Here is a 25,716-nt window from a genome sequence, read left to right as displayed (position 1 = left end):
ATTTACTGTTTTGTTTTAGTTTATATTGCTGTTCTACGATAGAAATCTACGTTTTCCTTGGTCAGAATCTCGATAGGCATGTAATTCACGGGATTCACGGCACGCTTCATCACGATGGCGTTAAACAGTGCATCAACACTAGCATATCCCTGCTGGTAAGCATGCTGGGCAATCAGGAACGAAATGCTGCCTTTACGTACACACTCCTCGTTCTTAGCCACCATATCGTATCCCATAATCTGTACATTACGACGATTACTCTTCTGCAGGAACTCACCAACAATGTGAGCTTTTGAATTAAAGGTAATACAATGATGTACGTGAGGGTGGGTAGAGAAGAACTTCTCCAGAATACCATCGTAATCCTTGTGATCCTCGTCCAAAGGAAGGTCTACCTCGGTAATCTTAATCTGAGGGAAATGATCTACCATAATAATGGCGGAACCCAGTCTCACGGTTAGCCTGCTGCTTTGAACCTACGATACCATCGCGTGTCTGCTTCATCAGAGCAATTTCCTTTTCCTTATTGGCAATCAGCATCAGCATCTTAGCTGCGAAATAGCCACTGGCAAACGAATCCTGACCGAAGAACGACAATGGTTTCAAATCAGGCATATACGAGTCGAGCAGCACATAAGGGATATTTCTCTCGATTAGTTTCTCAGTAAAACGGGCTGTCTGCTCCAGCGTAGCGGGCACGATGATCACACCATCAATCTTGGCGGTGAACAACTCGCGAACCATTTTGGTAAATGCTGGTGGGTTGAAACGCTCATAGTAGATGAACTTAAGTTTGATACCAAAATCACGACGGAATTCTGTACATGCCATAGCACCTTCTTCGATTTCATCCCAGTAAGCTTCCTGTTCGTGTTTAGGCAATACACAATAAAACGTATATTCCTTATTATATGCCAAAGCCGAGGCGTACATATTGGGACGGTAGTCCATTTCCTCCAGGGCTTTGTTTACCTTTTCCAATGCAGCTTTAGACACATTAGGACGATTGTGAAGCACACGGTCAACGGTACCCGTCGACACTCCTGCGCGTGCAGCAATATCCTTAATCGTAATATTCTCCTTTGCCATAATCTCAGATTTTTGTGCAAAGGTACAAATATTTTCTGATTTTCCAAATTTCTTAGTCATTTATTTGCTTCGAAATCGTTTCCGTAAGTTTTTTAGCACAAAACCTGCTAAAAATTTGCGTGGCTCAAAAAAACTTCCTATCTTTGCCTCACAAACGAACAAAATAAGTTGAAAATATATCAAAAAAATCAAACAAAGCAATGGCAAAAATTGTAACTTTGGGCGAGATTATGCTTCGCCTCTCGCCTCAGGGCAACGACCGTTTCATTCAGAGTGAGTCATTCCGCATCATCCCTGGTGGTGGTGAGGCTAACGTAGCAATCTCAGTGGCTAACTACGGTCACGAGGCTTACTTCGTATCTAAGTTGCCCAAGCACGAAATCGGACAGATTGCAGTTAACGCACTTCGTCGTTATGGTGTAAACACCCAGTTCGTTGCTCGTGGTGGCGACCGTGTAGGTTTGTACTATGCTGAGACAGGTGCTTCAATGCGTCCATCAAAGGTTATTTACGACCGTGCTCATTCATCAATCGCCGAGGCTGATCCTTCTGATTTCGATTTCGACGCTATCATGGAGGGTGCTGCCTGGTTCCACTGGAGTGGTATCACCCCAGCTATCAGCGACAAGGCTGCCGAGCTCACCAAGTTGGCTTGTGAGGCTGCAAAGCGCCATGGTGTAACTGTATCAGTTGACCTGAACTTCCGTAAGAAGCTGTGGACCAGCGAGAAGGCTATTTCAATCATGCGCCCATTGATGAAATATGTTGATGTTTGTATTGGTAACGAAGAGGATGCAGAGCTTTGTCTCGGATTCAAGCCCGATGCTGATGTAGAGGGTGGTCAGACCGATGCAGCCGGTTACGAGGGCATCTTCAAGCAGATGATGCAGGAGTTTGGTTTCAAGTACGTTGTTTCTACACTCCGCGAGAGCTACAGCGCAACCTTCAATGGTTGGAAGGCTCTTATCTATAATGGTAAGGAGTTCTACCAGAGCAAGCGCTATGAGATTAATCCTATCATCGACCGTGTTGGTGGTGGCGACTCTTTCTCTGGTGGTTTGATTCATGGTCTGCTCACCAAGGCTACCCAGGGCGAGGCTCTCGAGTTTGCTGTTGCTGCTTCGGCTCTGAAGCACACTATCAATGGCGACTTTAACCTGGTATCTGTTGATGAGGTTGAGAGTCTGGCTGGAGGTAATGCCAATGGACGTGTACAGCGTTAATTGATCATTGAAAATTGAAGATTGACAATTATGGCAAAGTTTGATAAATTGCAGGTGATGGCAAAGATTGCCGCCGCACCTATGGTTCCTGTTTTCTATAATAAGGACGTCGAAGTTTGTAAGAATGTAGTAAAGGCTTGCTACGAGGGTGGTGTTCGTGCTTTCGAATTCACCAACCGTGGCGACTTTGCTCAGGAGGTATTTGGCGAGCTGGTAAAGTGGGCCGATAAGGAGTGCCCTGAGCTGGCTCTGGGTATCGGTTCTGTTGTTGATGCCCCTACAGCAGCTATGTACCTGCAGCTGGGTGCCTGCTTCGTTGTAGGTCCTCTGTTCAACCCCGAGATTGCGCCTGTATGTAATCGTCGTTTGGTTCCATACTGCCCAGGCTGTATGACCGTTAGCGAGATTGGTAAGGCTCAGGAGCTGGGTTGCGACCTCACAAAGGTATTCCCTGGCGATGTAGTAGGTCCTAACATGGTAAAAGGTCTGAAGGCTCCAATGCCTTGGTCAAAGATCATGGTTACTGGTGGTGTTGCTCCTGAGGAGGAGAACCTCACTAAGTGGTTCAAGGCTGGTGTTTACTGCGTTGGTATGGGTTCAAAGCTCTTCCCAAGCGATAAGGTTAAGGCCGGCGACTGGCAGTATGTTACCGATAAGTGCAAAGAAGCACTCGGTTACATCGCCAAGGCTCGTGCTTAATACAATATCATCCCTCTCGCTCCTAAAATGGTGAGCGAGGGGGATTCGTTTTTTAACTAACATGAAATTCTGGCTATTCATATTATCAACCATCTTGATCTCAGCTTGTGCACGCCCTGATAGGCAAGCGGTCGACAAGCTGAATTCTCAATCCTATGCCTATCACTATCGTAATCTCGACTCTACCGAAGCCATTGCACGCCGTTCGTACGAACTGGCAGCCAACTATCCTGCTGGACGTGCAGAGGCTCTCAACAATATGGCTTTCGTCAACATTGTACGTATGCGTTACAATGATGCCGAACAGCAATTGAATGATGTTATCGAAACAACCGATAACCAGCTGCAGCACCTGATAGCTTACGTTCAGCAGATGCGCCTTTGTCAGCGCCGTTCCAACAACCGTGCTTTCCACGAGTACCGTGAGATGGCCGACCGTACCATGCAGCGTATTAACGAAGAGCGCAACCAACTTACCGAGCGCGACGAACGTCTGCTACTGTATGCCGAAACCGAATATGCCATCGTTAACTCCACCTACTATTATTATGTAGGACTCGAGCAACAGTCGATTGATGCGCTTAATGCCATCAATCCCGAAGAAGTACAGCGCGATACAGCACAATACCTCAACTACCTGTATAACATCGGTGCTGGCGGAATTATCACGCAGGGAACCCAACAGGAGATTAACCAAAATGAGTTCGACAAGCTGATGCGCTGCTTCCTCACAGCGCGTAAAGGCGATTATCCTTATTTCGCTGCCAACGCCCTTGAGGCACTGTCGGAGCATCTGATGGACCCCGTTTATCGCCGTCAACTGATCGACGATAACCTGCCAGCTTTCAAGTTTATCAATCCCTTAGGGATAGAAGAGGAGGTACTGCCAGGCTTCCTGGCCGAGAACGCCTTGAATATCTTTGAGCGCTATGGCGATGTGTATCAGATAGCAGGTGCTTACCGTACGCTGGCTTCATGTTTCCGACAGATAGGCGACTACCGTTCGGCACTCTTTAATCTGGAGCAGGCCTTGTCGGATTCCATCATTAATCAGGCACCCGATCTGGTGGCATCTATCCGCGAACAGCTCAGTGTGGCTTACGCTGCCATTGATGATAAGCAGCAGAGCGACGAGAACCGCAATTTGTACCTCGACCTGCAGGAAACTACCCGTCAGGACCGTCAGCTTGAGGCCCGTGCCTACCAGTACGAACGACAGCTTACACAGCTTAACCTGATGCTCATACTCGTTGTAGCGGCCATCATCCTGCTGTTATTCTCGTTGTGGCTGTTTAACTACCTGAACAAGAAGAAATCGCAGCCTGATGAGCCCGATAACCTGTTTGAGCAAAAGAACGAGCAACTGGCCGCCCAGCTGTTGCAGGTTGAGAACAACGAGCGCCGCAACCTGGAGCAGCGTGCCAAGGTGTCGTTGGTATGCAATACCACACCATTCATCGATCGCATCATCCACGAGGTTTCTAGGCTGGAAACTGATAGTTCTAACCGCCAGGAACGATTAACTTATATCCGTGAGCTCATCAATCAGATTAACTCTTACAACGATGTGCTGACGTACTGGATACAGCTACGCCAGGGCGAACTCAGTCTGCACATCGAGAGTTTCCCGTTACAGCCTTTGTTTGATGTGCTGCTTAAGGGACGTACCTCGTTCCAGATGAAGGGCGTAGAACTGAACGTAGAGCCCACAGAGGCCGTTGTAAAGGCCGACCGCGTGCTGACGCTGTTTATGCTGAACACCCTGGCCGATAACGCCCGCAAGTTTACCGACCGAGAGGGTAGGGTGAATGTATCAGCCACACAGACCAATGATTATGTTGAGATAGCTGTTGAGGATACCGGTATGGGGATGACTCAGGAGCAGCTCGATCACCTATTTGATCATAAGATTGTTGAAGGTCATGGCTTTGGATTGCTTAACTGTAAGGGTATCATCGAGAAGTATCGCAAGATCAGTCAGATATTCTCTGTGTGTCAGATTGGTGCTACCAGCAGCCTAGGCAAGGGCTCACGCTTGTTCTTCAGACTGCCACGTGGCGTTGCCCGTTTGATTATTGTGCTACTGTCTATGCTACCTATGCAGATGCTGGCGCAGCAGCCCGAGATTGACGCCCTGGGTATGGCCAGTATCTATTCCGACTCGGCCTATTTCAGTAATATCAACGGCAACTACGAGCGTACACTGCGCTTTGCCGATACCTGTAGATACTACCTGAACCAGCATTACCGTCAGCAAGTGCCACACGGTCGATACCTGATGCGCCAGATGGGAAACCCGTCGCTTATGCCACCCGAAATCAAGTGGTTCCACGATAGCCTCAACACCAACTATCATATTATTCTCGACATCCGTAACGAGAGTGCAGTGGCAGCTCTGGCACTACATGAGTGGCAGCTTTATAGCTACAACAACCGCATCTACACGCAGCTGTTTAAGGAGATGTCGGCCGATAATACGTTGGGCGATTACTGTCGTAACATGCAGCAGTCGCAAACCAACAAAACGATAGCTATCATCCTGCTGATACTGCTGATGATATCCATTGTGCCCGCCTATTACCTGTTGTATTACCGTCACCGCTTATATGATAGGTTTGTACGCGAGCAGCAACGTATTACCGATCTGGAACTGCTCGACGATGAGTTGCGCCGTGCCGAGCTTGACGATAGCAACCTGCATGTATCGAATGCCGTACTCGACAACTGCTTGTCGGCTCTTAAGCACGAAACCATGTACTATCCCTCGCGCATCCAGCAGTTGCTTGATACGGGCGACATGGAATCGTTAGGCGAGGTAACCACCTATTACCGTGAGCTTTACGGTGTTCTGTCGCAGCAGGCCTTACGCCAAACCGAGCGCACCCGCTTGCATCTCAAGCCGTTGCATCATAGTATTCTGGGCGACGAAACCTTGGTGCGCTATCTCTTTGATATCCTGCGCAAACAGGCCGATGCCAAGCTGCAGCCCGAATATACGCCACGCGATGGCGGTTATATCGAGGTGCGTGTGCCCATGCCTCAACTCAAGCTTACCGAGAGTCAGGCTGCCGATCTGTTCACGCCCTCGAAGGATCATCTGCCTTACCTGCTGTGCCGCCAGATAGTACGCGATTTAGGCGAGGCAACCAACCGCCGTGGCTGCGGTATCTATGCCACTATACAAGACAATACAACAAATATGATTATAACATTACCAAGCGTATGGAAAACTTCAAAGTAATAATAGTAGAAGATGTGCCCCTGGAGCTTAAGGGCACCCTTGGCATCGTGAAGAGTGATATTCCCGAGGCCGAAGTGATTGGAACAGCCGAGAACGAGCAGGCCTATTGGCGCCTGATCAAGCAGCAGAAGCCCGACCTGGTGCTGCTTGATTTGGGACTGGGTGGTTCTACTACCGTAGGTGTAGAGATCTGCCGTCACACCAAGGAGGTGCATCCCGATGTAAAGGTGCTGATATTTACAGGTGAGATACTGAACGAGAAGCTGTGGGTAGATGTGCTTGATGCCGGTGCCGATGGTATCATCCTGAAGACAGGCGAGCTGCTCACACGTCGCGATGTATCGGCCGTAATGGATGGCAAGCAGCTGGTGTTCAACGAGCCTATCCTCGAAAAGATTGTAGAGCGCTTTAAGCGTGCTGTTAGTGGCGAACTGGTTAAGCAGGAGGCCCTGGTAAACTACGAGATAGATGAGTACGACGAGCGATTCCTGCGCCATCTGGCCTTAGGTTTTACAAAGGAGCAGATAACAAACCTGCGTGGCATGCCTTTTGGTGTGAAGAGCCTGGAAAAGCGTCAGAACGAGTTGATTCAGAAGCTGTTCCCCGAGGGTGCCAGCGGTATTAACGCCACCCGTCTGGTGGTACGTGCTTTAGAGCTGCGTATTCTGGATATCGATAATCTCGAAGCCGATGAAGAGTAGTCGTGTATGCATGGGGTTGTTGGTGGCCGAGAGTGTGCTGATCATCGTGTCGTGGTTGCTCTCAGCAGCCCGTATCGAGGGTGTACGCTCTATGCTCTCATCCGAGGGCATACGCTGGTTCTTTGGCGGGTTCTCCAACATCATTGCCAATCCACTGCTGGCTTGGCTACTGTTAGCACTCATTGCTGGCGGTAGCTTAAAGCAGAGTGGGGTGCTGCGGCATTTCGCCGCCAAGGGCGAGGCTTCGTTCCGTAACCGCCTGGCACTGCGTGTTGCCATCGTATTTATGGTGCTCTACGCCATGGTTATCTCCATGCTTACCCTGATGCCTCATGCCATACTTCTGTCGTTCAGCGGCCATCTGTTCCCATCGGCATTTAGTCGTGGTCTGGTGCCTATCATCTGCTTTGGCGTAACGCTGTTCTCGGTGGTGTATGGTATCATCTCGGGCAACAAACAAAAAGGAGAAGATGTGCTCGACATCCTCTCCTATGGCTTACGTCAGGGCTCTTCCCTGATTATTATCTATATCTTTGCTATCCAGCTGTACGCCTCGTTGCGTTTTGTATTTGGATAACAACGATTACTTCAGCAGTTTCTCCAGTCGTTTGTACTCCTTCTTGGTAAGGCGCATAAACGATCCGTGCTGTGGTGCTTTCACGCCCTCGATATTACGGGGTGAGTGGAAGTTACGCATATGCTCATCGGCCAGACACAGACGATAGTTGCGTGGGTGCGACGAATACTCGATATAGGCAATCACCCAGGTTTTCTGTCCAGGCAACTGGAAAGCACTTACACCCTCACAGCTCTTATTACCCTCAAAGTTCACGTAATCGTCCTCTACAGGCTCGCTCCATGGTCCAGTAAGCTTAGGTGCCGTAGCGGTAAACAAACCGGCCTTACCACCTTCTTTCTTAATCATCATGTGCCAGTTCTGGTCGGCCTCAACCCAGTTGATATCGGCATCGATGGTAGCGTAGCCCCAGTCAAACAACAGCTTAGGCTGGGTGAGTGTGGTAAAGGTCTCGTCGGCATACGAGTAGTACATGCGGTCGTAGTGGTCCTCGCCACGGTTGCGCATCGAGTAGTAAACCATATAGCCGCCCTTCTTGCCGTTAGGCCATACATAATCCTCGTCCCATACAATCTGTGGTGCCCATACACGGTTGATGGTACTCCAGTTCTTGTATACGCTGGGAGCGTCAGGATCAGAGAAAATCTGTGTACCCTTACGATAGTCGAACGTTACCGACTTCCAGTGAATCAGGTCGTCGCTACGCAACAGGTCGATACCGTAGTTATCCCAAGTCTCTACCTTACCCAAGCGGTCGCGGGCACCTACGTTCATATCGGTGCACACCATCAGGTAGCCTTTGCCATCGTGCTTACGACAGATGTAAGCATCGCGTGTGGCGCCTTCGATACGGGCATGTTCAGCATCGCTAAAGATAGAGTCGCCTTTCAGCAGGTCCTTATAATGAAAACCATCTCGACTCAAGGCATAGGCTGTCCATGCGCGTCCATGATCGTTCATGTGGCAATACAGGAATCCATAATCACCTTTCTGCAGATTTCCCTTCTGGGCATAGCCGATGCTTGGCGTGCCCAGCAAGAGTGCTGCCAATAACCAATGTAATCTTTTCTTCATCGTTAGTAAAATTGTTTTAACGGCGACAAAGATACAAAGAAATATCGAAAGTACCAAATTTATTAGCTTATATCAACAAACTGCCTATCTGGAACACCAGCATACTGGCTATCCAGGCCACCACAGAGGTGTAAACGGCGGCAAAGCCAGCCCAGCGCCACGAGCCTGTTTCGTGCTTGATGGCGGCAATGGTAGCTATACAGGGGAAGTACAGCAGAATAAATATCAGATAGGCATAGGCAGCCAGTGGGGTGATACCTTCATTCAGCATCATCTGGCGCAGACGGGTGTACTTCTCGGTGTCGTCGCTAAAGCTGTCGTCATCGCCAAAGCTGTCGTCGCCACTATACAATACACCGATGGTCGAGGCCACAATCTCCTTGGCACCAACACCAGCCAACAGCGATACATCCAGTTTCCAGTTAAAGCCCTGTGGGGCAAAGATGGGCTCTACGGTTTTACCCATACGTCCAATGTAGCTCTGCTCCTGCTGTTGTTCGCGAGTCAGCTCCTCGTTGTGTGGGAAATAGCCCAATGCCCATACAATGATACTGGCCACCAGGATAATGCCTCCCATCTTCTTCAGGTACTCCTTACCTTTCTCCCAGGTATGGCGCCAGATGGCCTTTGGTGTTGGCCAGCGATAAGGTGGCAGCTCCATGACAAATGGCGTGTCCTCGCCCTTAATAACAAGCGATGAGAAGATTTTGCTGACTACTACCGACACCACGATACCGATGGCATAGAGCGACAGCAATACCCACGAGCGGTACTGCAGCGAGAAAAATGTGCCGGCTATCATGATATAGATGGGCAGTCGTGCCGAACAGCTCATAAACGGCAGAATCATCATGGTGATGATACGCGAGCGGCGGCTCTCGATGGTACGTGTAGCCATCACGGCAGGCACGTTACAGCCAAAGCCCATAATAAGGGGGATAAACGATTTGCCGTGCAGTCCCATCTTGTGCATCAGTTTATCCATGATAAAGGCAGCACGCGCCATATAGCCCGAATCCTCCATCAGCGAGATGAAGAAGTAGAGTATCAGAATCTGTGGCAGGAACACAATCACACTGCCCACACCACCGATGACACCATCTACTAGCATGGCCTTCAGCGGTCCGTCGGTCATGCCTTCGCTAATTTTTTCGCCTAACCAGGCCACACCAGCTTCAATCCAGTCCATAGGGTACTGTCCCAGTGTAAAGGTGGTCTGGAACATCACATAGAGCAAGAGGAAGAAGATGGGGAATCCGAAGTACTTATGCGACAGGATATTGTCGATGGTATGTGTCGTCTTATAGGTGTCTTTCTTATGACCGGTCTTATAGCCGGCCTCTTTCAGGGCACCGTTGATAAATCCGTACTTAGCGTCCATAATCGCTGTTTCGCTATCGCTACCTGTTTCTTCCTTTACACGGGCCGATGCCTTATCGCGCTCAGTGGTCAGGTTACGGAAGTCCTGTATACGCTGCTCACCAGCCATGTGGTTGCCCAGGTACTCCAGCACCTGACTGTCGTGCTCCAGGAGCTTCAGTGACAGGTATCGGGTAGAGTAGTGCTGGGTGATATGCTCGTCGGCCTTCAGGTACTTCTGGATATGCGAGATGCCGTCCTCGATCTCATGACCGTAGTTGATGTGCAGGTGGCGCGAGAACTTACTGGTACCCTCGTACACCTGGATTACGGCACGAAACAGATCTTTTACGCCCTGGCCACTCTTAAACGATGTAGGAATCATTGGCATACCAAACAGCGTGCTCAGCGTTTCGAGGTTAATCTGGTCGCCACGGCGCTCAAACTCATCGTACATGTTCAGCGCGCACACCATGCGTATATTCATATCCACCAGCTGGGTGGTAAGATACAGGTTACGCTCCAGGTTCGACGAGTCGATGACGTTAATCACCACATCGGGCATTTTTTCTGTCAGATGCTGACGAACATACAGTTCCTCGGGCGAATAGCACGAGAGCGAGTAAGTGCCAGGCAGGTCGGTCAGGTTAAACTCGTAACCGAACATCGATGCATGTGCCTCGGTGGCATCCACCGTTACACCGCTGTAGTTACCCACATGGCCGTGAGCACCCGATGCATAGTTGAACAGCGATGTCTTACCGCAGTTAGGATTGCCCACCAGCGCTACGTTGATGGTACGACGCTCCTTCATGGCCTCATGACGGATATAATCATCCTCATGGCGATGCTGCTGATCGGTATTCAGATTAAAGGTAGTAGCCTCGAATGGTGTATCGGCCGATACCACCTCGATATTATCAGCCTCCTGATGACGCAGACTCACCTCGTAGCCCATCAGCTTGTACTTCACGGGATCCTGTAGCGGGGCGTTGAGCAATACCTCAACCTCCTGACCACGAATAAAACCCATTTCGATGATGCGCTTACGGAATCCGCCGTGGCCCAGCACCTTTACTATTATACCTTTTTCGCCTGTTTTCAGTTCCGACAGTTTCATAACTTATTTATTTTGAGTGCAAAGGTACGAAAAAAAACTTGCAACCCGATTGCAAAGGTCGCAAGTTTTTATAAAATACCTAAAAATGATGATAGGTTATTCTGTCTCAAAGTAATTTTCGAGTTCGGTACGTGCACTTCCGTCGGCATTGGCCAGATCGCGAACGATGTGCCCTTTCTCCAGCAGCGCAATGCGTGTAGAGATGTCGATGGTGTGTGCCAGGTTATGACTCGAAACCAGAATTGTAGCGCCAGTACGCTTGTTGTACTCGGTAAGCACATGCTTGAGCGTGTTCTGGCTCGAAGGATCGAGGAAGTTGAATGGCTCATCGAGAATCACCAGCTTGGGGTTGTTAAACAGGGCAGAGATGATACCTACCTTCTGTTTGTTACCAGCCGAGAGGTTACGAATCAGTTTCTTCTGTCCGAAAATCTCACCGGCAGCGAACTTCTCGAAGTCCTTCAGTCGCTCGTCAACCTCTTCCTGCGTTTTATCAGTAATCTTACCGATAAATGCGAAGTACTCCTCGGGTGTGAGGAAATCGATAAGGAAACCCTCGTCGATGTACGAGCCTGTAGCGGCCTTCCATTCCTCGCTCTGGGCGGGGTTAATGCCATCGAGTGCTACATCACCCTCATCGGGTTTCAGCAGGTCTAACAGCATGCGGAAGAGCGTGGTCTTACCTGCACCATTGTTACCTACGAGGCCGAGAATCTCGCCGTCGTTGATTTTGAACTGTTCAATGTCGCAGGCAACGGTGTTGCCAAACGCCTTCTTCAAATGGTTGATTGTAATCATAATCGTATTATACTATTCCTTTACCGTGACAATTCTTGAATTTCTTACCTGAACCACAGGGACATGGATCGTTGCGTCCGGGCAGCTTATCCTTTACGATGGGCTCGTGGCTCTGCTGGGCACGTGTGTCGTGCTGTGCAGCGGCCTGCTGGTTACGGTCAACCAACTGCTCCTCGCTGATATTCTGCTTGCTCTCCACGTACTGCTGGCGCTGTGTGGGCTGCTCAGGAGCAGCCTCCTGAACCTGCTGCTGCATCTCGGGGATACCGCTGCGTGTAAGGATCGAGCAGATACGGTTGTACATATCGTTAATCATCTCGTCCCAAACCTTGGCACTCTCAAGCTTGAAGATCAGCAGTGGGTCTTTCTGCTCGTAGCTGGCATTCTGTACAGAGTGCTTCAGCTCGTCAAGCTGGCGCAGATTCTCCTTCCAGCTATCGTCGATGATATGCAGCAGGATGCTCTTCTCAAACTCCTTCACGATACTCTTGCAGTCGCTCTCGTATGCGTCCTTAAGGTTGCATGGGATGTAGTACATCTTACGGCCATCAGTCAAAGGCACTGAGATGCGCTCATAAATCTGTCCCTGAGCCTCGTACACCTGCTTGATGATAGGCTGGGCTACAGTCTGGATACGCTCGGTTTTGCGGTTGAAGTTACCGATGGCAGCCTGGAAGGCATTCTCGGTAAGTACCTCGCGTGGCTGGTTCATATACTCATCGCTGCTGAAGGGCACCTCCATCGAGAGGATGTGCAGGAATTCCTCCTTACAGCTCTGGAAATCGGTAGAGTTCTCGATGATGTTTACTACACGGTCCCAGATGATGTTGGCGATATCCATACCGATACGCTCACCCATCAGGGCGTGGCGACGCTTCTCGTAGATCACGGTACGCTGCTTGTTCATCACATCATCGTACTCGATCAGACGCTTACGGATACCGAAGTTGTTCTCCTCGACCTTCTTCTGGGCACGCTCGATGCTCTTAGAGATCATAGGACTCTCGATCATCTCGCCTTCCTTGAATCCCAGACGGTCCATCACCGAAGCGATACGCTCAGAGGCGAACAGACGCATCAGCTTATCCTCGAGTGAAACATAGAATACTGATGAACCTGGGTCGCCCTGACGTCCGGCACGACCACGCAGCTGACGGTCAACACGACGGCTCTCGTGACGCTCGGTACCGATGATAGCCAGACCACCGGCTGCCTTTACCTCAGGCGAAAGCTTAATATCGGTACCACGACCAGCCATGTTGGTGGCAATGGTAACGGCACCCTTACCGTTAGTGCTCTGTCCGGCCAATGCTACGATGTCGGCCTCCTTCTGGTGCAGCTTAGCATTCAGCACCTGGTGGGGGATACCCTCGCGCTTACCGGTCTCAGGATTTACATACATATCAAGCATACGGCTCAGCAACTCTGATATTTCTACCGATGTGGTACCAATCAGTGTTGGACGGCCCTGATTTCTCATTTTTACTACCTCCTCGATCACAGCCTTGTACTTCTCGCGAGCGGTCTTGTAAACGCGGTCGTCCTGGTCGTTACGGATTACTGGACGGTTGGTAGGAATCTCAACCACATCCAGCTTGTAGATATCCCAGAACTCACCAGCCTCGGTAGAAGCGGTACCGGTCATACCTGAGAGTTTGTGATACATACGGAAGTAGTTCTGCAGGGTGATGGTAGCGAATGTCTGTGTGGCAGCCTCTACCTTTACGTGCTCCTTGGCCTCAACAGCCTGGTGCAGTCCGTCGCTCCAGCGACGACCCTCCATGATACGACCAGTCTGCTCGTCAACGATCTTCACCTCGCCGTCGATAACCACATACTCGTCGTCCTTATTAAACATGCAGTAAGCCTTCAGCAGCTGCTGCAGGGTGTGCACACGCTCACTCTGTACAGCGTAGTGGCTCATCAGCTCATCCTTCTTATCCAGACGCTCCTGATCGGTGAGTCCGGTCTCAGCCTCGAGAGCCGACAGCTCGGTAGTGATATCGGGCAGCACAAACAGCTCGTTATCGTTTACCTGCTTAGCCAGCCAGGCAGTACCCTTATCGGTCAGGTCGCATGAGTTCATCTTCTCTTCAACCACGAAGTACAGAGGCTCTACACACTCTGGCATGCGGCGGTTGTTGTTCTCCATGTAGATGTTCTCGGTATTCTGCATACCAGCCTTGATACCTTCCTCCGAGAGGAACTTAATCAGTGGCTTGTTCTTAGGCATGGCCTTGTGCGAACGGTAGAGCGACAGGAAACCGGCATCCAGCTTCTCCTGGCCCTCTTTTTTGTTGCCAGCCTCCATCAGCTTGTTACCCTCGGCAATCAGGGTCTTGGCGTCGGCCAGATACTGAGTGGCCAACTGACGCTGAACGCCTACCAGCTTCTCAACCAATGGCTGATACTCCTCGAACATCTGATCGTCGCCCTTGGGGATAGGACCAGAGATGATCAGAGGTGTACGGGCATCGTCGATCAATACCGAGTCGACCTCGTCGACGATGGCGTAGTTATGTGCGCGCTGTACCAGGTCGGCAGGCGAAGTGGCCATGTTATCACGCAGATAGTCGAAACCGAACTCGTTGTTGGTACCGAAGGTGATATCAGCCTGATAAGCCTTACGACGGGCCTCAGAGTTAGGCTGATGCTTGTCGATACAATCCACGCTCAAGCCATGGAACATATAGAGAGGACCCATCCACTCAGAGTCACGCTTAGCCAGATAGTCGTTCACGGTTACTACGTGTACACCGTTACCGGTGAGTGCGTTCAGGAATACAGGCAGGGTAGCCACCAGGGTCTTACCTTCACCAGTAGCCATCTCGGCAATTTTTCCCTGATGCAGTACAACACCACCAAACAACTGTACGTCGTAGTGTACCATTTCCCACTTCAGGTCGTTACCACCGGCAGTCCAGTGGTTGTGGTAGATAGCCTTGTCGCCATCGATGGTAATAAAGTCCTTCTTAGGATCGCCAGCCAGCTCGCGGTCGAAATCGGTAGCTGTAACAACCACCTCCTCGTTCTCGGCAAAGCGGCGTGCTGTTTCCTTAACGATGGCAAATACCTCGGGCATTACCTCGTTGAGTGCTCCCTCGTAGATCTCCAGAACCTCTTTCTCGATCTTATCGATCTGAGCGAAGATATCGGCACGCTCATCGATAGGGGTGTTTTCGATTGTAGCCTTCAGTTCTTCGATACGGGCTTTCTGCTCCTGGGCAGAGTTCTGTACTTGCAGCTGCAGTGTCTTAGTGCGCTGGCGCAGTGCATCGTTATCCAGCTTCTGTACCTCGGGGTAAACAGCCTTTACCTGCTCAACGAGTGGCTGGATAAGCTTCATGTCGCGGCTGGATTTGTCACCAAACAGCGACTTCAATAACTTGTTGAAATTCATATTTAATTTTTATTTTTTACTTATTGTTGATGTATGTCGTTATAAAACGGCGGCAAAATTACAAAAAAATTTTTTAACCACCAAGCCTTTTTATTAAAAAAGAGGTGTAGCCATACATGCATTGGGGGCACGAATGCGGATTGCCTTCGAAATTGTAGGGGCAATACGCTCTATGCTAACGGGTGCCTGCACCTTCTGTGCGGGTATATCGGCACCATAGAATATAATGGGGAAGCAGGCCAGTGGCTGCTTGGTTTTAAGTTGCTCGTGAGTGTCGTCGTTCTGCATCTGCCAGCCAGGTGCCAGCTCTACCTGCAGATCGCCCATGTGGGCCTCGTACAGATGGGTGTTTACACGCTTTACGCCTGCCATCTGCAACAGGAACTCCTTGGCCTTCTGCGTGGCGTCGGACAGGGCGATACGCTTCTGTTCCAACAGCTGGTGATTCAGGTACAGCTGGTTTCGGTAGCTGCCCTCTACGTACTTACCTTGGCCCCACAGGGCGCCCAGGTACATGTTCAGCAGGTTGGCAGTGCGGTTGGTATAATATACACCCGTGGGGATGTGATATTTGGCGTATTCATCGGTATTCAGATCGCGATAGCCGGTAGAGGTGAGCACAAACAGGGCGTGCTGCTTGCCAACCATGCGCTGTATCTCAATCACCAGCTTTTGCAAGGCCGATTGGTAATCTTCTTTCTCGTACTGCAGGAACAGCAGATCGGGGATAGAATCCTGTCCAAGTCTTTCTTCAACAACCAACTGTAAAGCCCTAACCGTCAAGCTGGTAGCATCCCAACCTCTACGCTTATCATCGTTCCATGCCAGACGATCTACGTTATGACCCGAAAGAAGTGCTGCTGTCTCCTTTTTTTCGGCTACGGCGCATACCTTGCCAGCGCCCTTGGTTGCCAGTTTCAGTTCGTCGGCCAGGGTAGAAACAGCGATTTCATCGGGGGTGGCCGCTACGGTTTGCAGCGACTGACGGTCGAGCCATTTATCGGCCGTAATGGTGTGATAGAATGGCGATGTGCCTGTAACGACTGACGAAATGGCAGACGACAGGTCAACTTGACTGTAGGGATAGAAACCTTGCTCATAGATTAATCCATCGTCGAACAGAGCGGGATAGTCAGTCAGCAGCTGGTCGATGGTAATATTTACCACCAGCCGGGGGCTTACTCCCTTCTGTTGCTGCGCTTGCGAGCTGAGTGCCAGCATCGTAAGCAGCGTGACGTATAGATATCTATTCTTCATTTCTTACAACGTATCAGCAAACATAGTGCCACAATCCACATACCCTCCGAATAGCTCTGCAGTATGCCACCCAGTCCGTACAGTATCAGCATCACCAGTAGCAGCTTGGTCCACAGACTGCGCTTGCCCTTGATAACGGCTGGCAGAAACAGCAGCGGCAGGGGATTGAACAGCAGCAGGTTCAGATTTAACGATGTAGTGGGGTGCTGCGAGAATATCATCACCGTAAGCACGATACCAACAAGTCCCTGAACGGTCATCAGCGCTACATCCCACCATTTCACGACGCGATTGCTTTTCCACTCGTAGAGGGCAATACATACGGATATGATGAGCAGCAGTACGGCTATTTCGGTGGGTGTGAGGAAAAAGTCCTGTTCGATGACCTGTACGCCCGGTGCTACCAGCAGGCGCTGCTCCTTGATAAGCGGACGATACTGACCATCCTTATATACCTGCGCATGCGCAAAGTCGGTCATCAGGTTCATGGGCAGGAACTCCTGCTCCTGTCGGGTGGTAGCCAGGTCGGCTTTTACACCCAGCAGCATATCGTTGCCGAACTTCGACCACCGGTGGTTGCGGTTGCACTCGCGCACCATCTCGCGGAAGGTCGGCTGATAGTCGGTTCGCTCTTCGTAAACCACCTGTCCCTCAACACTTTTCTCGATAACGTCTCTAGGTTTGGTTGAACAGTTGTTATAGAAGAAATTATAGCGATACACGCGGTTCTCTTCCTGCAGGTTTTCGCCCAACAGGCGCTGCAGGGTGCGCTTCTCGTCGTTGGTCAGGTTCAGTACCTGTTCGGTAATGCTGCTGCCCCATTGCTGGTAGTAGGGCCAGAAACGCTCAAAGGGGTAGGCGGCCAGCTCGTAATCTGTCAATCCGAACACAAAGCGCAGGGCAAAGTAGGGCTTACTGAAACTGAACATACCCCAGTTGAACACCAGATCGGTATCGCCCTGATGCCATCTGATGGCCGAATGACCGTACAAACTGTAGATCTCTTCGTGGGGCGAACAGGTCAGCAAACTCACTTCAACCGAGTCCATCGGGTCGATATTCGACTCAACAGACACAAAAGCGCCATTTTCGGCATTTGCTGCCGATTGCGCATAAATTGGCGTTATATAGCTGACACTCAGCAGGATAGCTGCGGTTAGCAGGCTCTTAATTTTCATTTTTAAATGTTTCACGATGCAAAAATAACTTATATTTTCGAAGAAAAAGCCATTTCTTCGTTTTTTTTTGATAATTTTGCACGCTGAAAAGATTTTCAACTGAATTAAAAGATTAAATATGAATAAAATTCTCGCCAGTTTCGTCTTAGCAACCATGACGACATCGGCTTTTGCCCAGAGCAACACTAATTCTCCCTACAGCCAGTTCGGCTTAGGTGATCTGACTGATCAGAGTGTAGGTTTTAATAAAGGTATGAACGGCGTGGGCCTGGCCATGCGTCGCGGTAACGAGGTTAACCCTATGAACCCCGCATCGTATTCGGCTGTCGACTCACTTACCATGCTGTTCGATGCCGGATTGTCGGGTCAGATTACCAACTACAAGGAAAACGGTACGAAAATGAATGGTAAGAGTGGCGGTTTCGACTACGTGGTAGGTCAGTTCCGTGCCTTTAAAGGCGTGGGTGTAACCTTCGGCGTACTGCCTTACTCTAACATCGGCTATAACTACTCACAGAGCGAATATCTGAACGATGCCAACATCACCAAGATGACTACCACCAACAAGGGCGATGGCGGTATCCACCAGCTGTTTATCGGTACCGGTATCCGCCTGTTCAAGCCCCTGAGCATCGGTGCCAACCTGTCGTACTTCTGGGGCGACTACAACCGCACCATCACCAGCAGTAGCAACGCCAGCAACGTAAGCGCCCTGCAGATGCTGTACACATCAGATATCAGCAGCTATAAGCTCGACCTTGGTATGCAGCTCGAAATCCCCCTGAGCAAGCAGGACAACGTGACCCTGGCTGCCACCTGGACACCAGGCCACTCACTGAAGGCCGATGCCAAGTGCTCGGTCATCAACAGCAACTCTACTATCAGCAAGGCCGATACCACTTTGTATAAGCTTGCCGATGCACTGAGCATTCCTACCAGCTTTGGTTTTGGTTTGGCTTACAACCACGGACAGCAGTTCCGTATGGGTGCCGACTTTACCATGCAGAAGTGGGGTAGCATAGATTATCCTTCGTTCGACTCTCAGGCTAATACTTACACCTTGAAGTCGGGATTGCTTAAAGATAACTACCGCGTTAACGTAGGTGCCGAGTGGACACCACGCCCCATGGGCCGTAAGTTCCTGCAGCGCGTGCGCTATCGTGCGGGCGTAGGTATGGCCACACCTTATTATTATATTAACGGTAAAGAGGGCCCCAAAGAGCTCTCGGCCAGCATTGGTTTCGGTATCCCCATCATGAACGGCTACAACGGTCGCTCGATGCTGAATATCAGCGGACAGATTGTGAACCGTTCGGCTGATAACATGATCAAGGAAACGATGTTACGTTTGAACATCGGTCTGACATTCAACGAGAGATGGTTTGCAAAGTGGAAGGTAGAATAATAGCCGTAGCCGCGTTTGCAGCAATGATTCTAGGCGGCTGTACCGAGGTGCACGAGCATACGGCAGCCGCTATACACGACCGCGATTCGGTGTCGGTAATGACGTCGTATGGCGTTAACACGCTGATTAGCGACAGCGGCGTGATCAAATACAAGATTGTAACCGAGCGCTGGGATGTGAACACGGTTAAGAATCCCTCGTACTGGCTGTTCGAAAAAGGCGTTTTCTTCGAGCAGTTCGACGAGAAATTCCACGTAGAGGCCTATATCCAGGCCGACTCAGCCAAGTATTACGACCAGAAGAAACTGTGGCACCTGCGCGGACGCGTACGCATTCGTAACATTAACGGATTGCTGTTTGAGAGCGAGGAGCTGTTTTGGGACGGTATGCGCCACGAACTGTACTCTAACGTGTTCTCGAGGGTTACCACCCCCGAACGCAGCATGGAGGGCACTTATTTCCTGTCGGACGAGCACATGACGCACTATACCGTCAGCAACTCGAAGGGATCGTTCCAGCGCGAGGATATGACTGGCGAGCAAACCGATACCACCACTCAGAAACCAGGCGCCAAGCCCGATACCACACAGGTACTGCCACTGCGCCCACAGCTGCAGAAACATAGAAAGAACGGATGATATGACTACAACGATTATCTGGCTATTGGTTTCGATGCTGTTCTCGGCCTTCTTTTCGGGCATGGAGATAGCTTTTGTGTCGTCGAACCGCCTGCGTGCCGAGATGGATCGCGAAAAGAACCGTTTTTCGCAGCGCATCATCCACGTGTTCTACCAGCACCCCAATAACTTTGTGTCTACCATGCTGGTGGGCAACAACATCGCACTGGTAATCTACGGTATCCTGTTTGCCCAGCTGTTCGACGCCACGCTGTTTGCGCCACTGAGCGACGGGATGAGGGTAACGGCCGATACGCTGCTGTCGACACTGGTAGTGCTGTTTACAGGCGAGTTTCTGCCCAAATCTATCTTTAAGAACAATCCTAACACATTGCTCACGGTGTTTGCCGTGCCTGCGTGGATATGCTATGTGGTGCTTTACCCCATATCGCGTTTTGCCACGCTGCTGTCGAAGGGCCTGTTGCGCCTGATAGGCATCCGCATGAAGAGCGCCGGCGAGGAAAAGGAGTTTACGAAAGTAGACCTCGACTACCTGGTTCAGACCAGTATCGATAACGCCGATAATGACGATGAAATCGAGGAAGAAGTAAAGATTTTCCAGAATGCGCTCGACTTCTCGGAGACCAAGATCCGCGACTGTATGGTGCCCCGTACCGAGATAGATGCGGTAGAGGATACCGACACCATCGAACAGCTGCGACAGGTGTTTATCGAGAGCGGCCACTCAAAGATACTGGTGTATCACGAGGATATCGACCATATCATCGGTTATATCCATTCATCCGACATGTTCCGACTGGATAAATCCAACTATCAGCAACAGATAGATAAATGCCAGCTGGTACGCGAGATTTCGTTTGTGCCCGAAACCATGCTGGCATCGAAGCTGATGACCCAGCTGATGCAGCAGAAACGCTCGCTGGCCGTGGTGGTGGATGAGTTTGGCGGCACCAGCGGACTGGTATCGCTCGAGGATATCATGGAGGAGATTACGGGTGAGATTGAAGACGAGCACGACAATACTAACCACGTGGCCAAGCAACTGGGCGACCACGAATACATGCTATCAGCCCGACTGGAGATAGCTAAGATTAACGAGATGTTTGATCTCGACCTGCCCGAAAGCGATGAATACATGACCCTTGGAGGCCTGATTCTGCACGAGTATCAGTCGTTCCCCAAACTGAACGAGGTAGTAAAAATGGGCCGCTACGAGTTTAAAATCATCAAGAATACGGCAACAAAAATCGAATTGGTGCGATTAAACATAAGCGAATAGCCAAAATTTATACGAAAAAATTAGGTCGTTTCGAACAAATTTATTAATTTTGCACCCGTTTTATGAATAATAATTAAAAATTTAAATACATTATGGCAGCATTAGGAAAAATCCGTAAAAGAGGCGTAGCCCTCGTTTGCATTATCGGCTTAGGCCTTTTCGCCTTCATTGCTGAGGAAGCTTTCCGTTCTTGCGAAGCAACCAAGAACCAGCAGCGACAGCAGATTGGCGAAGTGTTAGGAAACAAAATCAATGTTCAGGACTTCCAGGCCCTGGTTGATGAGTATCAGGACGTTCTGAAGATTACTCAGAACCGCGAGAACTTCTCTGAGGAGGAGCTGAACCAGATTAAGGATCAGGTTTGGAGTCAGTACGTTAACGAGCAGATCATTGCCAACGAGGCAGAGAAGCTCGGTTTGACAGTTACCGACGAGGAGCTGCAGAACATCATGAAGGAGGGTACAAACCCCATGTTGATGCAGAGCCCATTCGTAAACCAGCAGACTGGTCGTTTCGACGTGACCATGCTCACCAAGTTCCTGGACGATTACAAGAAGGCAGGCTCAAATCCTCAGATGGCTGAGAGCTACCAGACCATCTACAAGTACTGGCAGTTCATCGAGAAGCAGCTGCGCACCAACACCCTGGCTCAGAAGTACCAGGCTCTGCTCAGCAACTGCTTGCTCTCTAACCCCATCTCGGCTAAGATGGCTTTCGAGGGTCAGAACACCGAGAGCGACATCCAGCTGGCTTCGATCGCTTACTCTTCGATCAACGACAACGATGTAAAGGTTGACGACAAGGATCTGAAGGCTAAGTACGACGAGGAGAAGGAGATGTTTAAGCAGGACGTTGAGAGCCGCGATATTAAGTATGTTGACTTCCAGGTAGTAGCTTCGGCAGCCGACCGCAAGGAGCTGATGAAGACTATGACCGACGCAGCTACCAAGCTGCAGAGCGGTGCTAACGCTGCCGAGGTGGCTCGCAAGGCTCAGTCGCAGTTCGCCTACACTGGCATGGCTGCTACCAAGCGCGCTTATCCTTCTGACATCGCTGCTAAGCTCGACTCAATGGCTGTAGGTCAGACTTCAGCTGTATTCGAGACCGCTTTCGATAACACTCTGAACGTTGTTAAGCTGATTGCCAAGACTCAGGCTCCTGACTCTATCGAGTATCGCCAGATTCAGGTGGGCGGTGCTACTGTAGAGGCCGCTAAGAAGACTGCCGACAGCATCTACACAGCCCTGAAGGCTGGTGCCGACTTCGAGCAGATGGCTCAGAAGTACGGTCAGACTGGTGCCAAGCAGTGGCTCACATCAGCTATGTACGAGAACAGCAACTCAATCGACGAGGAGTCGAAGAACTACCTCGCAGCTATCAACAACCTGGCTGTAAACGATGTTAAGAACCTCGAGTTTACTCAGGGCAACATCATCCTGCAGGTTACCGCTCGCAAGGCTATGGTTGATAAGTACGATGCAGCTGTTATCAAGCACACTATCGATTTCTCTAAGCAGACATACTCTGAGGCTTACAACAAGTTCAGCCAGTTTGTAAGCGAGAACAAGACTATCGAGGATATGGAGAAGAACGCCGGCAAGTTCGGTTTCAAGGTTACTCCACGTCAGGATCTGTTCAACTACGAGCACAACGTAGCTAACCTGCGTTCTACCCGTGAGACTATGAAGTGGATCTTCGACGCTAAGCCAGGCGAGGTTAGCCCACTGTACGAGTGCGGTAACAACGACCACCTGCTGGTTGTAGCCCTCACCAAGATCAACCCTGTAGGCTACCGCGATATGAGCAGCCTGAAGGAGGTTCTTAAGGCCGAGGTTATCCGCGATAAGAAGTTCGAACAGATCAAGGCTAAGCTGGCCGGTGTTAACGACCTGGCTGCAGCTAAGGCTAAGGGTGCTCGCATCGACTCTGTAAACCAGATCACATTCTCGGCTCCTGTATTCGTACAGGCCACAGGTGCTTCAGAGCCCGCTCTGGCTGGTGCCGTTGCAGCTGCTAAGGCTGGCGAGTTCAGCAAGAAGGTGGTTAAGGGTAACGGTGGTGCTTACCTGTTCAAGGTAGTTAAGAAGAGCAACCGCGCCGGCGCTAAGTTCGACGCTGCTCAGACCGAGGCTCAGCTCCAGATGCAGGCCACTCAGGCTGCTCGCATCTTCATGCAGGAATTGTATCAGAAGGCTGGTGTGGTAGATAACCGCTACTTGTTCTTCTAAAATACATTTTTTACATAATTATGTTAGGGCCGAGAGCAATTAAGCTCCCGGCCTTTTTCTTTAATCGCCGTACGACTCATCGTCGTCGCCGCCGCCGTTGCCACCACCGGTGTTACCACCGCCAGTTGACGGCTGACTACTACCGCCTGTTGATGGCGCGCTGGCTTCCTGCCCCGACTTAAACTCGGCTATCGCTGTGGCGATAGGCTTCAGGGTAGTAACCTTCTTCTCCTTGCCATCCACGGTAACCTTAACCGTATCCACAATGTTGCGGAACTCGAGCGAACAGTACTCCTGCTTAAAACGGCGCGAGGTAATGTTGTCGTTCTCAACGCCGTAGGGCAGAAAGCGGATGTGCACGCCCTTTACCACCTCGTTGGGATCGGCATTTTCCATGGCCGCGATGCTCAGGATAGGCTTTTCAACATCGCAGGTGGGCAGGAATGTGCCCAGGGGCTCCATGCGTACTGGCACGCCCTGACTGATCAGTTCGGGCAGGCACTGGGTGATTTTCTTCAACACGCCCTCGATGATGTCGAGCGAATAGATAGAACCATGATCGCTCATGTGCTTGGCAAAGCCTCGCAGCGAGAGTGTGGTCTGCGTGTCGATTTCGGGATAGTACTTACCGTACCCCGTGTTGCGGGCATTCTTGTTCTGGCGCAAGTTGATGCCCAACTTAATTTCGTTTGTTGCCATAATTGTGTGTTTTTAAATGTGTTTTGTGGTATTATTACCATTGCAAAGATACAAAAAAATTGCCAAACTGCCAAACTTTTTCCCGATTTTATTTGGCTGATTATCAACTATTTCGTAAATTTGCACGCATAATTAATTAACTAATAACGATATTACTAAATTTCAACATGAAACGTATTATCCGACAGATTTTGGGGTGGGGTATGATGCTCACGTTGCCCCTGATGATGACCAGTTGCGAAGAGTTTTTTGCCTGGTTAGACAGACCTGTAACCCCAACCATACAGGTGTTAAAAGCCCAGGTAACTATGAAAGTTGGCGAGAGCAAGCCTCTGCGTGCCTATTCACAAGATCATGTGGTACTGCTCTACTCATCCGAGAACCCTGCCGTGGCCACCGTTGATGCCAACGGCCTCATCACCGCCGTCGGCGCCGGCACTACTAAGATCACCATCAAGGCCCAAGGCGAGGACGACTACTACCGCACCGAAATCTTCAGCGAAAACACCACCACGGTAGAGGTAACAGTTAGCAAGAATGATGGCAGCATCAGCTTTGCTACTGCCAACAACGTTATAAAGAATTATGGCGATGGTGCCTTTACCATCCCACTCACCATCGTAGGCGATGGAACGGTTATATATACATCAAGTAATACAAATGTGGCAACTGTTGATGCCAATGGCAATGTAAACATCATCGATGGCGGTACAGCAATCATCACCGCCACCACCGCCGATACCGACGATTACGCATACGAAAAAAAGACAGTAGAATACACGCTAAAGGTATATCGAACCATAGATCTATCAACGCTTACATCCGATTTCACCGCTAAAGATAATTATATCCTCACAGGCACCCTTGCAGGCAGTTATAAAATTTGCATTGCAGCCAATGCCAACGTAGAGCTAAAGGATGCCACCATCAATGGCATTGGTGTAAACCAATGGGCAGGCCTTACCTGCCTGGGCAATGCCACCATCACCATCACAGGCACCAACACTATAAAAACCTTTTTCAGTGATTATCCAGGTATCCAGGCTGGTCCCACTGGTAAAACACTCACCATCGATGGCACAGGCTCGCTCACAGCAACCGGCGGCCACTGGGCAGCAGGTATCGGATGCGCTAACGTTGACTCCCCATGTGGCGATATCACTATCAACGGCGGAACAATTAAAGCCACCACCGGCTTGGGTGCTGGCATCGGCAGCGCTTCCGCTAACTCCTCATGCGGTGCTATCACCATCAATGGCGGCACTGTTGATGCTAGCGCCAGTAGTGATGGCGTAGGTATCGGTTGTGGTGAATCAAACTCCTTATGCGGTAACATCATCATCAGCGGCGGCATTGTTAAAGCTAGCTCCGATGGTGATGGCGCTGGTATCGGTAGTGGTAAAAAAAACTCCTTATGCGGTAACATTATCATCAGCGGCGGCACTGTTGATGCTAGCTCCGCTGGTGAAGGCGCGGGCATCGGTAGCGGATTCCAGAGTGCCTTCGGCAGTATCACCATCACATCAGACATTACCCAAGTAAAGGCTACAACAAACAGCAATTTTGCTTGGCCGATAGGCAAAGGGACCATGGACACAAATAGCACTGGCGATATAATCATTGGCGGGGCAACCGTTACAAGTAAGAGTTGGGATGGCACAGGCCAGACTGGCCTCACTCTCACCGGCGCAGGCACCAATACCTGGAAGCTGAACTAAGCCCCCTAATCCCCAGCCATCCCCCCATCAAGA

The 25,716-nt window shown here is 50.3% G+C and carries 17 protein-coding genes and 1 pseudogene; 10 read left to right on the top strand and 8 right to left on the bottom strand.

Translation table 11 applies throughout. The annotated features are described in order from the left end of the window. Window positions 1-20: 20 nt before the first annotated feature. Window positions 21-1,089: pseudogene (locus BLU97_RS06015) on the bottom strand (LacI family DNA-binding transcriptional regulator). 200 nt (window positions 1,090-1,289) lie between these two features. On the opposite strand from BLU97_RS06015, the gene BLU97_RS06010 reads away from it, so the two are divergent. The 5 genes from BLU97_RS06010 (at window position 1,290) to BLU97_RS05990 (ending at window position 7,530) form a co-directional block, all read left to right on the top strand. Then, entirely contained in the window at window positions 1,290-2,312 is a 1,023-nt protein-coding gene (locus BLU97_RS06010) for a sugar kinase (RefSeq protein ID WP_013065722.1), read from the top strand. 30 nt (window positions 2,313-2,342) lie between these two features. Then, a complete protein-coding gene (locus BLU97_RS06005; protein WP_033150862.1) occupies window positions 2,343-3,011 on the top strand; it encodes a bifunctional 4-hydroxy-2-oxoglutarate aldolase/2-dehydro-3-deoxy-phosphogluconate aldolase in 669 nt (222 codons plus the stop codon). Window positions 3,012-3,072: 61 nt separating this feature from the next. After that, window positions 3,073-6,252, top strand: coding sequence for a DUF5112 domain-containing protein (locus BLU97_RS06000; RefSeq protein ID WP_074760695.1), 3,180 nt, complete (start codon window positions 3,073-3,075; stop codon window positions 6,250-6,252). Continuing rightward, a complete protein-coding gene (locus tag BLU97_RS05995; RefSeq protein ID WP_013064325.1) occupies window positions 6,234-6,953 on the top strand; it encodes a DUF5932 domain-containing protein in 720 nt (239 codons plus the stop codon). Before BLU97_RS06000 ends, BLU97_RS05995 begins: the two co-directional genes overlap by 19 nt. Then, window positions 6,943-7,530, top strand: coding sequence for an AbgT family transporter (locus BLU97_RS05990; protein ID WP_074760694.1), 588 nt, complete (start codon window positions 6,943-6,945; stop codon window positions 7,528-7,530). The genes BLU97_RS05995 and BLU97_RS05990 overlap by 11 nt, the downstream gene beginning before the upstream one ends. A 6-nt stretch (window positions 7,531-7,536) precedes the next feature. Here BLU97_RS05990 and BLU97_RS05985 read toward each other — a convergent pair whose 3' ends face one another. The 6 genes from BLU97_RS05985 to BLU97_RS05960 all read right to left on the bottom strand — a co-directional run bounded on the left by BLU97_RS05985 (window position 7,537) and on the right by BLU97_RS05960 (window position 17,716). Beyond that, entirely contained in the window at window positions 7,537-8,604 is a 1,068-nt protein-coding gene (locus tag BLU97_RS05985; protein ID WP_175456313.1) for a glycoside hydrolase family 43 protein, read from the bottom strand. 67 nt (window positions 8,605-8,671) lie between these two features. Next, on the bottom strand, window positions 8,672-11,083 hold the full coding sequence (feoB, locus tag BLU97_RS05980) for a ferrous iron transport protein B (protein ID WP_074760693.1): 2,412 nt from the start codon (window positions 11,081-11,083) through the stop codon (window positions 8,672-8,674). Between the two features lie 96 nt (window positions 11,084-11,179). Further along, window positions 11,180-11,881 carry an ABC transporter ATP-binding protein gene (locus BLU97_RS05975; protein WP_074760692.1) on the bottom strand — a complete coding sequence of 234 codons (702 nt, stop codon included), beginning with the start codon at window positions 11,879-11,881 and terminating at the stop codon, window positions 11,180-11,182. A 7-nt stretch (window positions 11,882-11,888) separates the two neighbouring features. Further along, entirely contained in the window at window positions 11,889-15,281 is a 3,393-nt protein-coding gene (gene secA, locus BLU97_RS05970) for a preprotein translocase subunit SecA (RefSeq protein ID WP_074760691.1), read from the bottom strand. 93 nt (window positions 15,282-15,374) lie between these two features. Next, window positions 15,375-16,538, bottom strand: a complete 1,164-nt coding sequence (locus BLU97_RS05965; protein WP_074760690.1) for a hypothetical protein — start codon at window positions 16,536-16,538, stop codon at window positions 15,375-15,377. Then, entirely contained in the window at window positions 16,535-17,716 is a 1,182-nt protein-coding gene (locus BLU97_RS05960; protein ID WP_175456312.1) for a DUF4105 domain-containing protein, read from the bottom strand. Before BLU97_RS05960 ends, BLU97_RS05965 begins: the two co-directional genes overlap by 4 nt. Window positions 17,717-17,834: 118 nt before the next feature. On the opposite strand from BLU97_RS05960, the gene BLU97_RS05955 reads away from it, so the two are divergent. The 4 genes from BLU97_RS05955 to BLU97_RS05940 all read left to right on the top strand — a co-directional run bounded on the left by BLU97_RS05955 (window position 17,835) and on the right by BLU97_RS05940 (window position 23,266). Then, window positions 17,835-19,121, top strand: coding sequence for a hypothetical protein (locus BLU97_RS05955; protein WP_074760689.1), 1,287 nt, complete (start codon window positions 17,835-17,837; stop codon window positions 19,119-19,121). After that, complete coding sequence (lptC, locus tag BLU97_RS05950; RefSeq protein ID WP_074760688.1) at window positions 19,094-19,759, top strand: LPS export ABC transporter periplasmic protein LptC; 666 nt, start codon at window positions 19,094-19,096, stop codon at window positions 19,757-19,759. Before BLU97_RS05955 ends, lptC begins: the two co-directional genes overlap by 28 nt. A gap of 1 nt (window position 19,760) precedes the next feature. Then, complete coding sequence (locus BLU97_RS05945; RefSeq protein WP_074760687.1) at window positions 19,761-21,038, top strand: hemolysin family protein; 1,278 nt, start codon at window positions 19,761-19,763, stop codon at window positions 21,036-21,038. A gap of 92 nt (window positions 21,039-21,130) precedes the next feature. Continuing rightward, window positions 21,131-23,266 (top strand): peptidylprolyl isomerase, encoded by a 2,136-nt coding sequence (locus tag BLU97_RS05940; RefSeq protein WP_074760686.1) that lies wholly within the window; start codon window positions 21,131-21,133, stop codon window positions 23,264-23,266. Window positions 23,267-23,326: 60 nt separating this feature from the next. Here the strand turns inward: BLU97_RS05940 and BLU97_RS05935 are convergent, their stop codons facing one another. Beyond that, entirely contained in the window at window positions 23,327-23,965 is a 639-nt protein-coding gene (locus BLU97_RS05935; protein ID WP_074760685.1) for a hypothetical protein, read from the bottom strand. A 167-nt stretch (window positions 23,966-24,132) separates the two neighbouring features. Between BLU97_RS05935 and BLU97_RS05930 the strand changes: the two genes are divergently transcribed. Continuing rightward, window positions 24,133-25,683 carry an Ig-like domain-containing protein gene (locus BLU97_RS05930; RefSeq protein ID WP_074760684.1) on the top strand — a complete coding sequence of 517 codons (1,551 nt, stop codon included), beginning with the start codon at window positions 24,133-24,135 and terminating at the stop codon, window positions 25,681-25,683. The last annotated feature ends 33 nt before the right edge of the window (window positions 25,684-25,716 follow it).

This window comes from Xylanibacter ruminicola, from assembly GCF_900107775.1.
Classification (GTDB): Bacteria; Bacteroidota; Bacteroidia; order Bacteroidales; family Bacteroidaceae; genus Prevotella; species Prevotella ruminicola_C.
Note: the sequence above shows the minus strand (reverse complement) of the source record. Positions and strands in the feature narration are given on the sequence as shown.

Bases quoted from the DNA above. Each gene is read 5' to 3' on its own strand.
- BLU97_RS05965 (WP_074760690.1), bottom strand. From the start codon at position 16,538: ATGAAGAATAGATATCTATACGTCACGCTGCTTACGATGCTGGCACTC.
- BLU97_RS05955 (WP_074760689.1), top strand. From the start codon at position 17,835: ATGAATAAAATTCTCGCCAGTTTCGTCTTAGCAACCATGACGACATCG.
- lptC (WP_074760688.1), top strand. From the start codon at position 19,094: ATGGTTTGCAAAGTGGAAGGTAGAATAATAGCCGTAGCCGCGTTTGCA.
- BLU97_RS06000 (WP_074760695.1), top strand. From the start codon at position 3,073: ATGAAATTCTGGCTATTCATATTATCAACCATCTTGATCTCAGCTTGT.
- BLU97_RS05935 (WP_074760685.1), bottom strand. From the start codon at position 23,965: ATGGCAACAAACGAAATTAAGTTGGGCATCAACTTGCGCCAGAACAAG.
- BLU97_RS05940 (WP_074760686.1), top strand. From the start codon at position 21,131: ATGGCAGCATTAGGAAAAATCCGTAAAAGAGGCGTAGCCCTCGTTTGC.
- BLU97_RS05975 (WP_074760692.1), bottom strand. From the start codon at position 11,881: ATGATTACAATCAACCATTTGAAGAAGGCGTTTGGCAACACCGTTGCC.
- secA (WP_074760691.1), bottom strand. From the start codon at position 15,281: ATGAATTTCAACAAGTTATTGAAGTCGCTGTTTGGTGACAAATCCAGC.
- BLU97_RS05995 (WP_013064325.1), top strand. From the start codon at position 6,234: ATGGAAAACTTCAAAGTAATAATAGTAGAAGATGTGCCCCTGGAGCTT.
- BLU97_RS05945 (WP_074760687.1), top strand. From the start codon at position 19,761: ATGACTACAACGATTATCTGGCTATTGGTTTCGATGCTGTTCTCGGCC.
- BLU97_RS05930 (WP_074760684.1), top strand. From the start codon at position 24,133: ATGAAACGTATTATCCGACAGATTTTGGGGTGGGGTATGATGCTCACG.
- BLU97_RS05985 (WP_175456313.1), bottom strand. From the start codon at position 8,604: ATGAAGAAAAGATTACATTGGTTATTGGCAGCACTCTTGCTGGGCACG.
- BLU97_RS05960 (WP_175456312.1), bottom strand. From the start codon at position 17,716: ATGAAAATTAAGAGCCTGCTAACCGCAGCTATCCTGCTGAGTGTCAGC.
- BLU97_RS06005 (WP_033150862.1), top strand. From the start codon at position 2,343: ATGGCAAAGTTTGATAAATTGCAGGTGATGGCAAAGATTGCCGCCGCA.
- BLU97_RS05990 (WP_074760694.1), top strand. From the start codon at position 6,943: ATGAAGAGTAGTCGTGTATGCATGGGGTTGTTGGTGGCCGAGAGTGTG.
- BLU97_RS06010 (WP_013065722.1), top strand. From the start codon at position 1,290: ATGGCAAAAATTGTAACTTTGGGCGAGATTATGCTTCGCCTCTCGCCT.
- feoB (WP_074760693.1), bottom strand. From the start codon at position 11,083: ATGAAACTGTCGGAACTGAAAACAGGCGAAAAAGGTATAATAGTAAAG.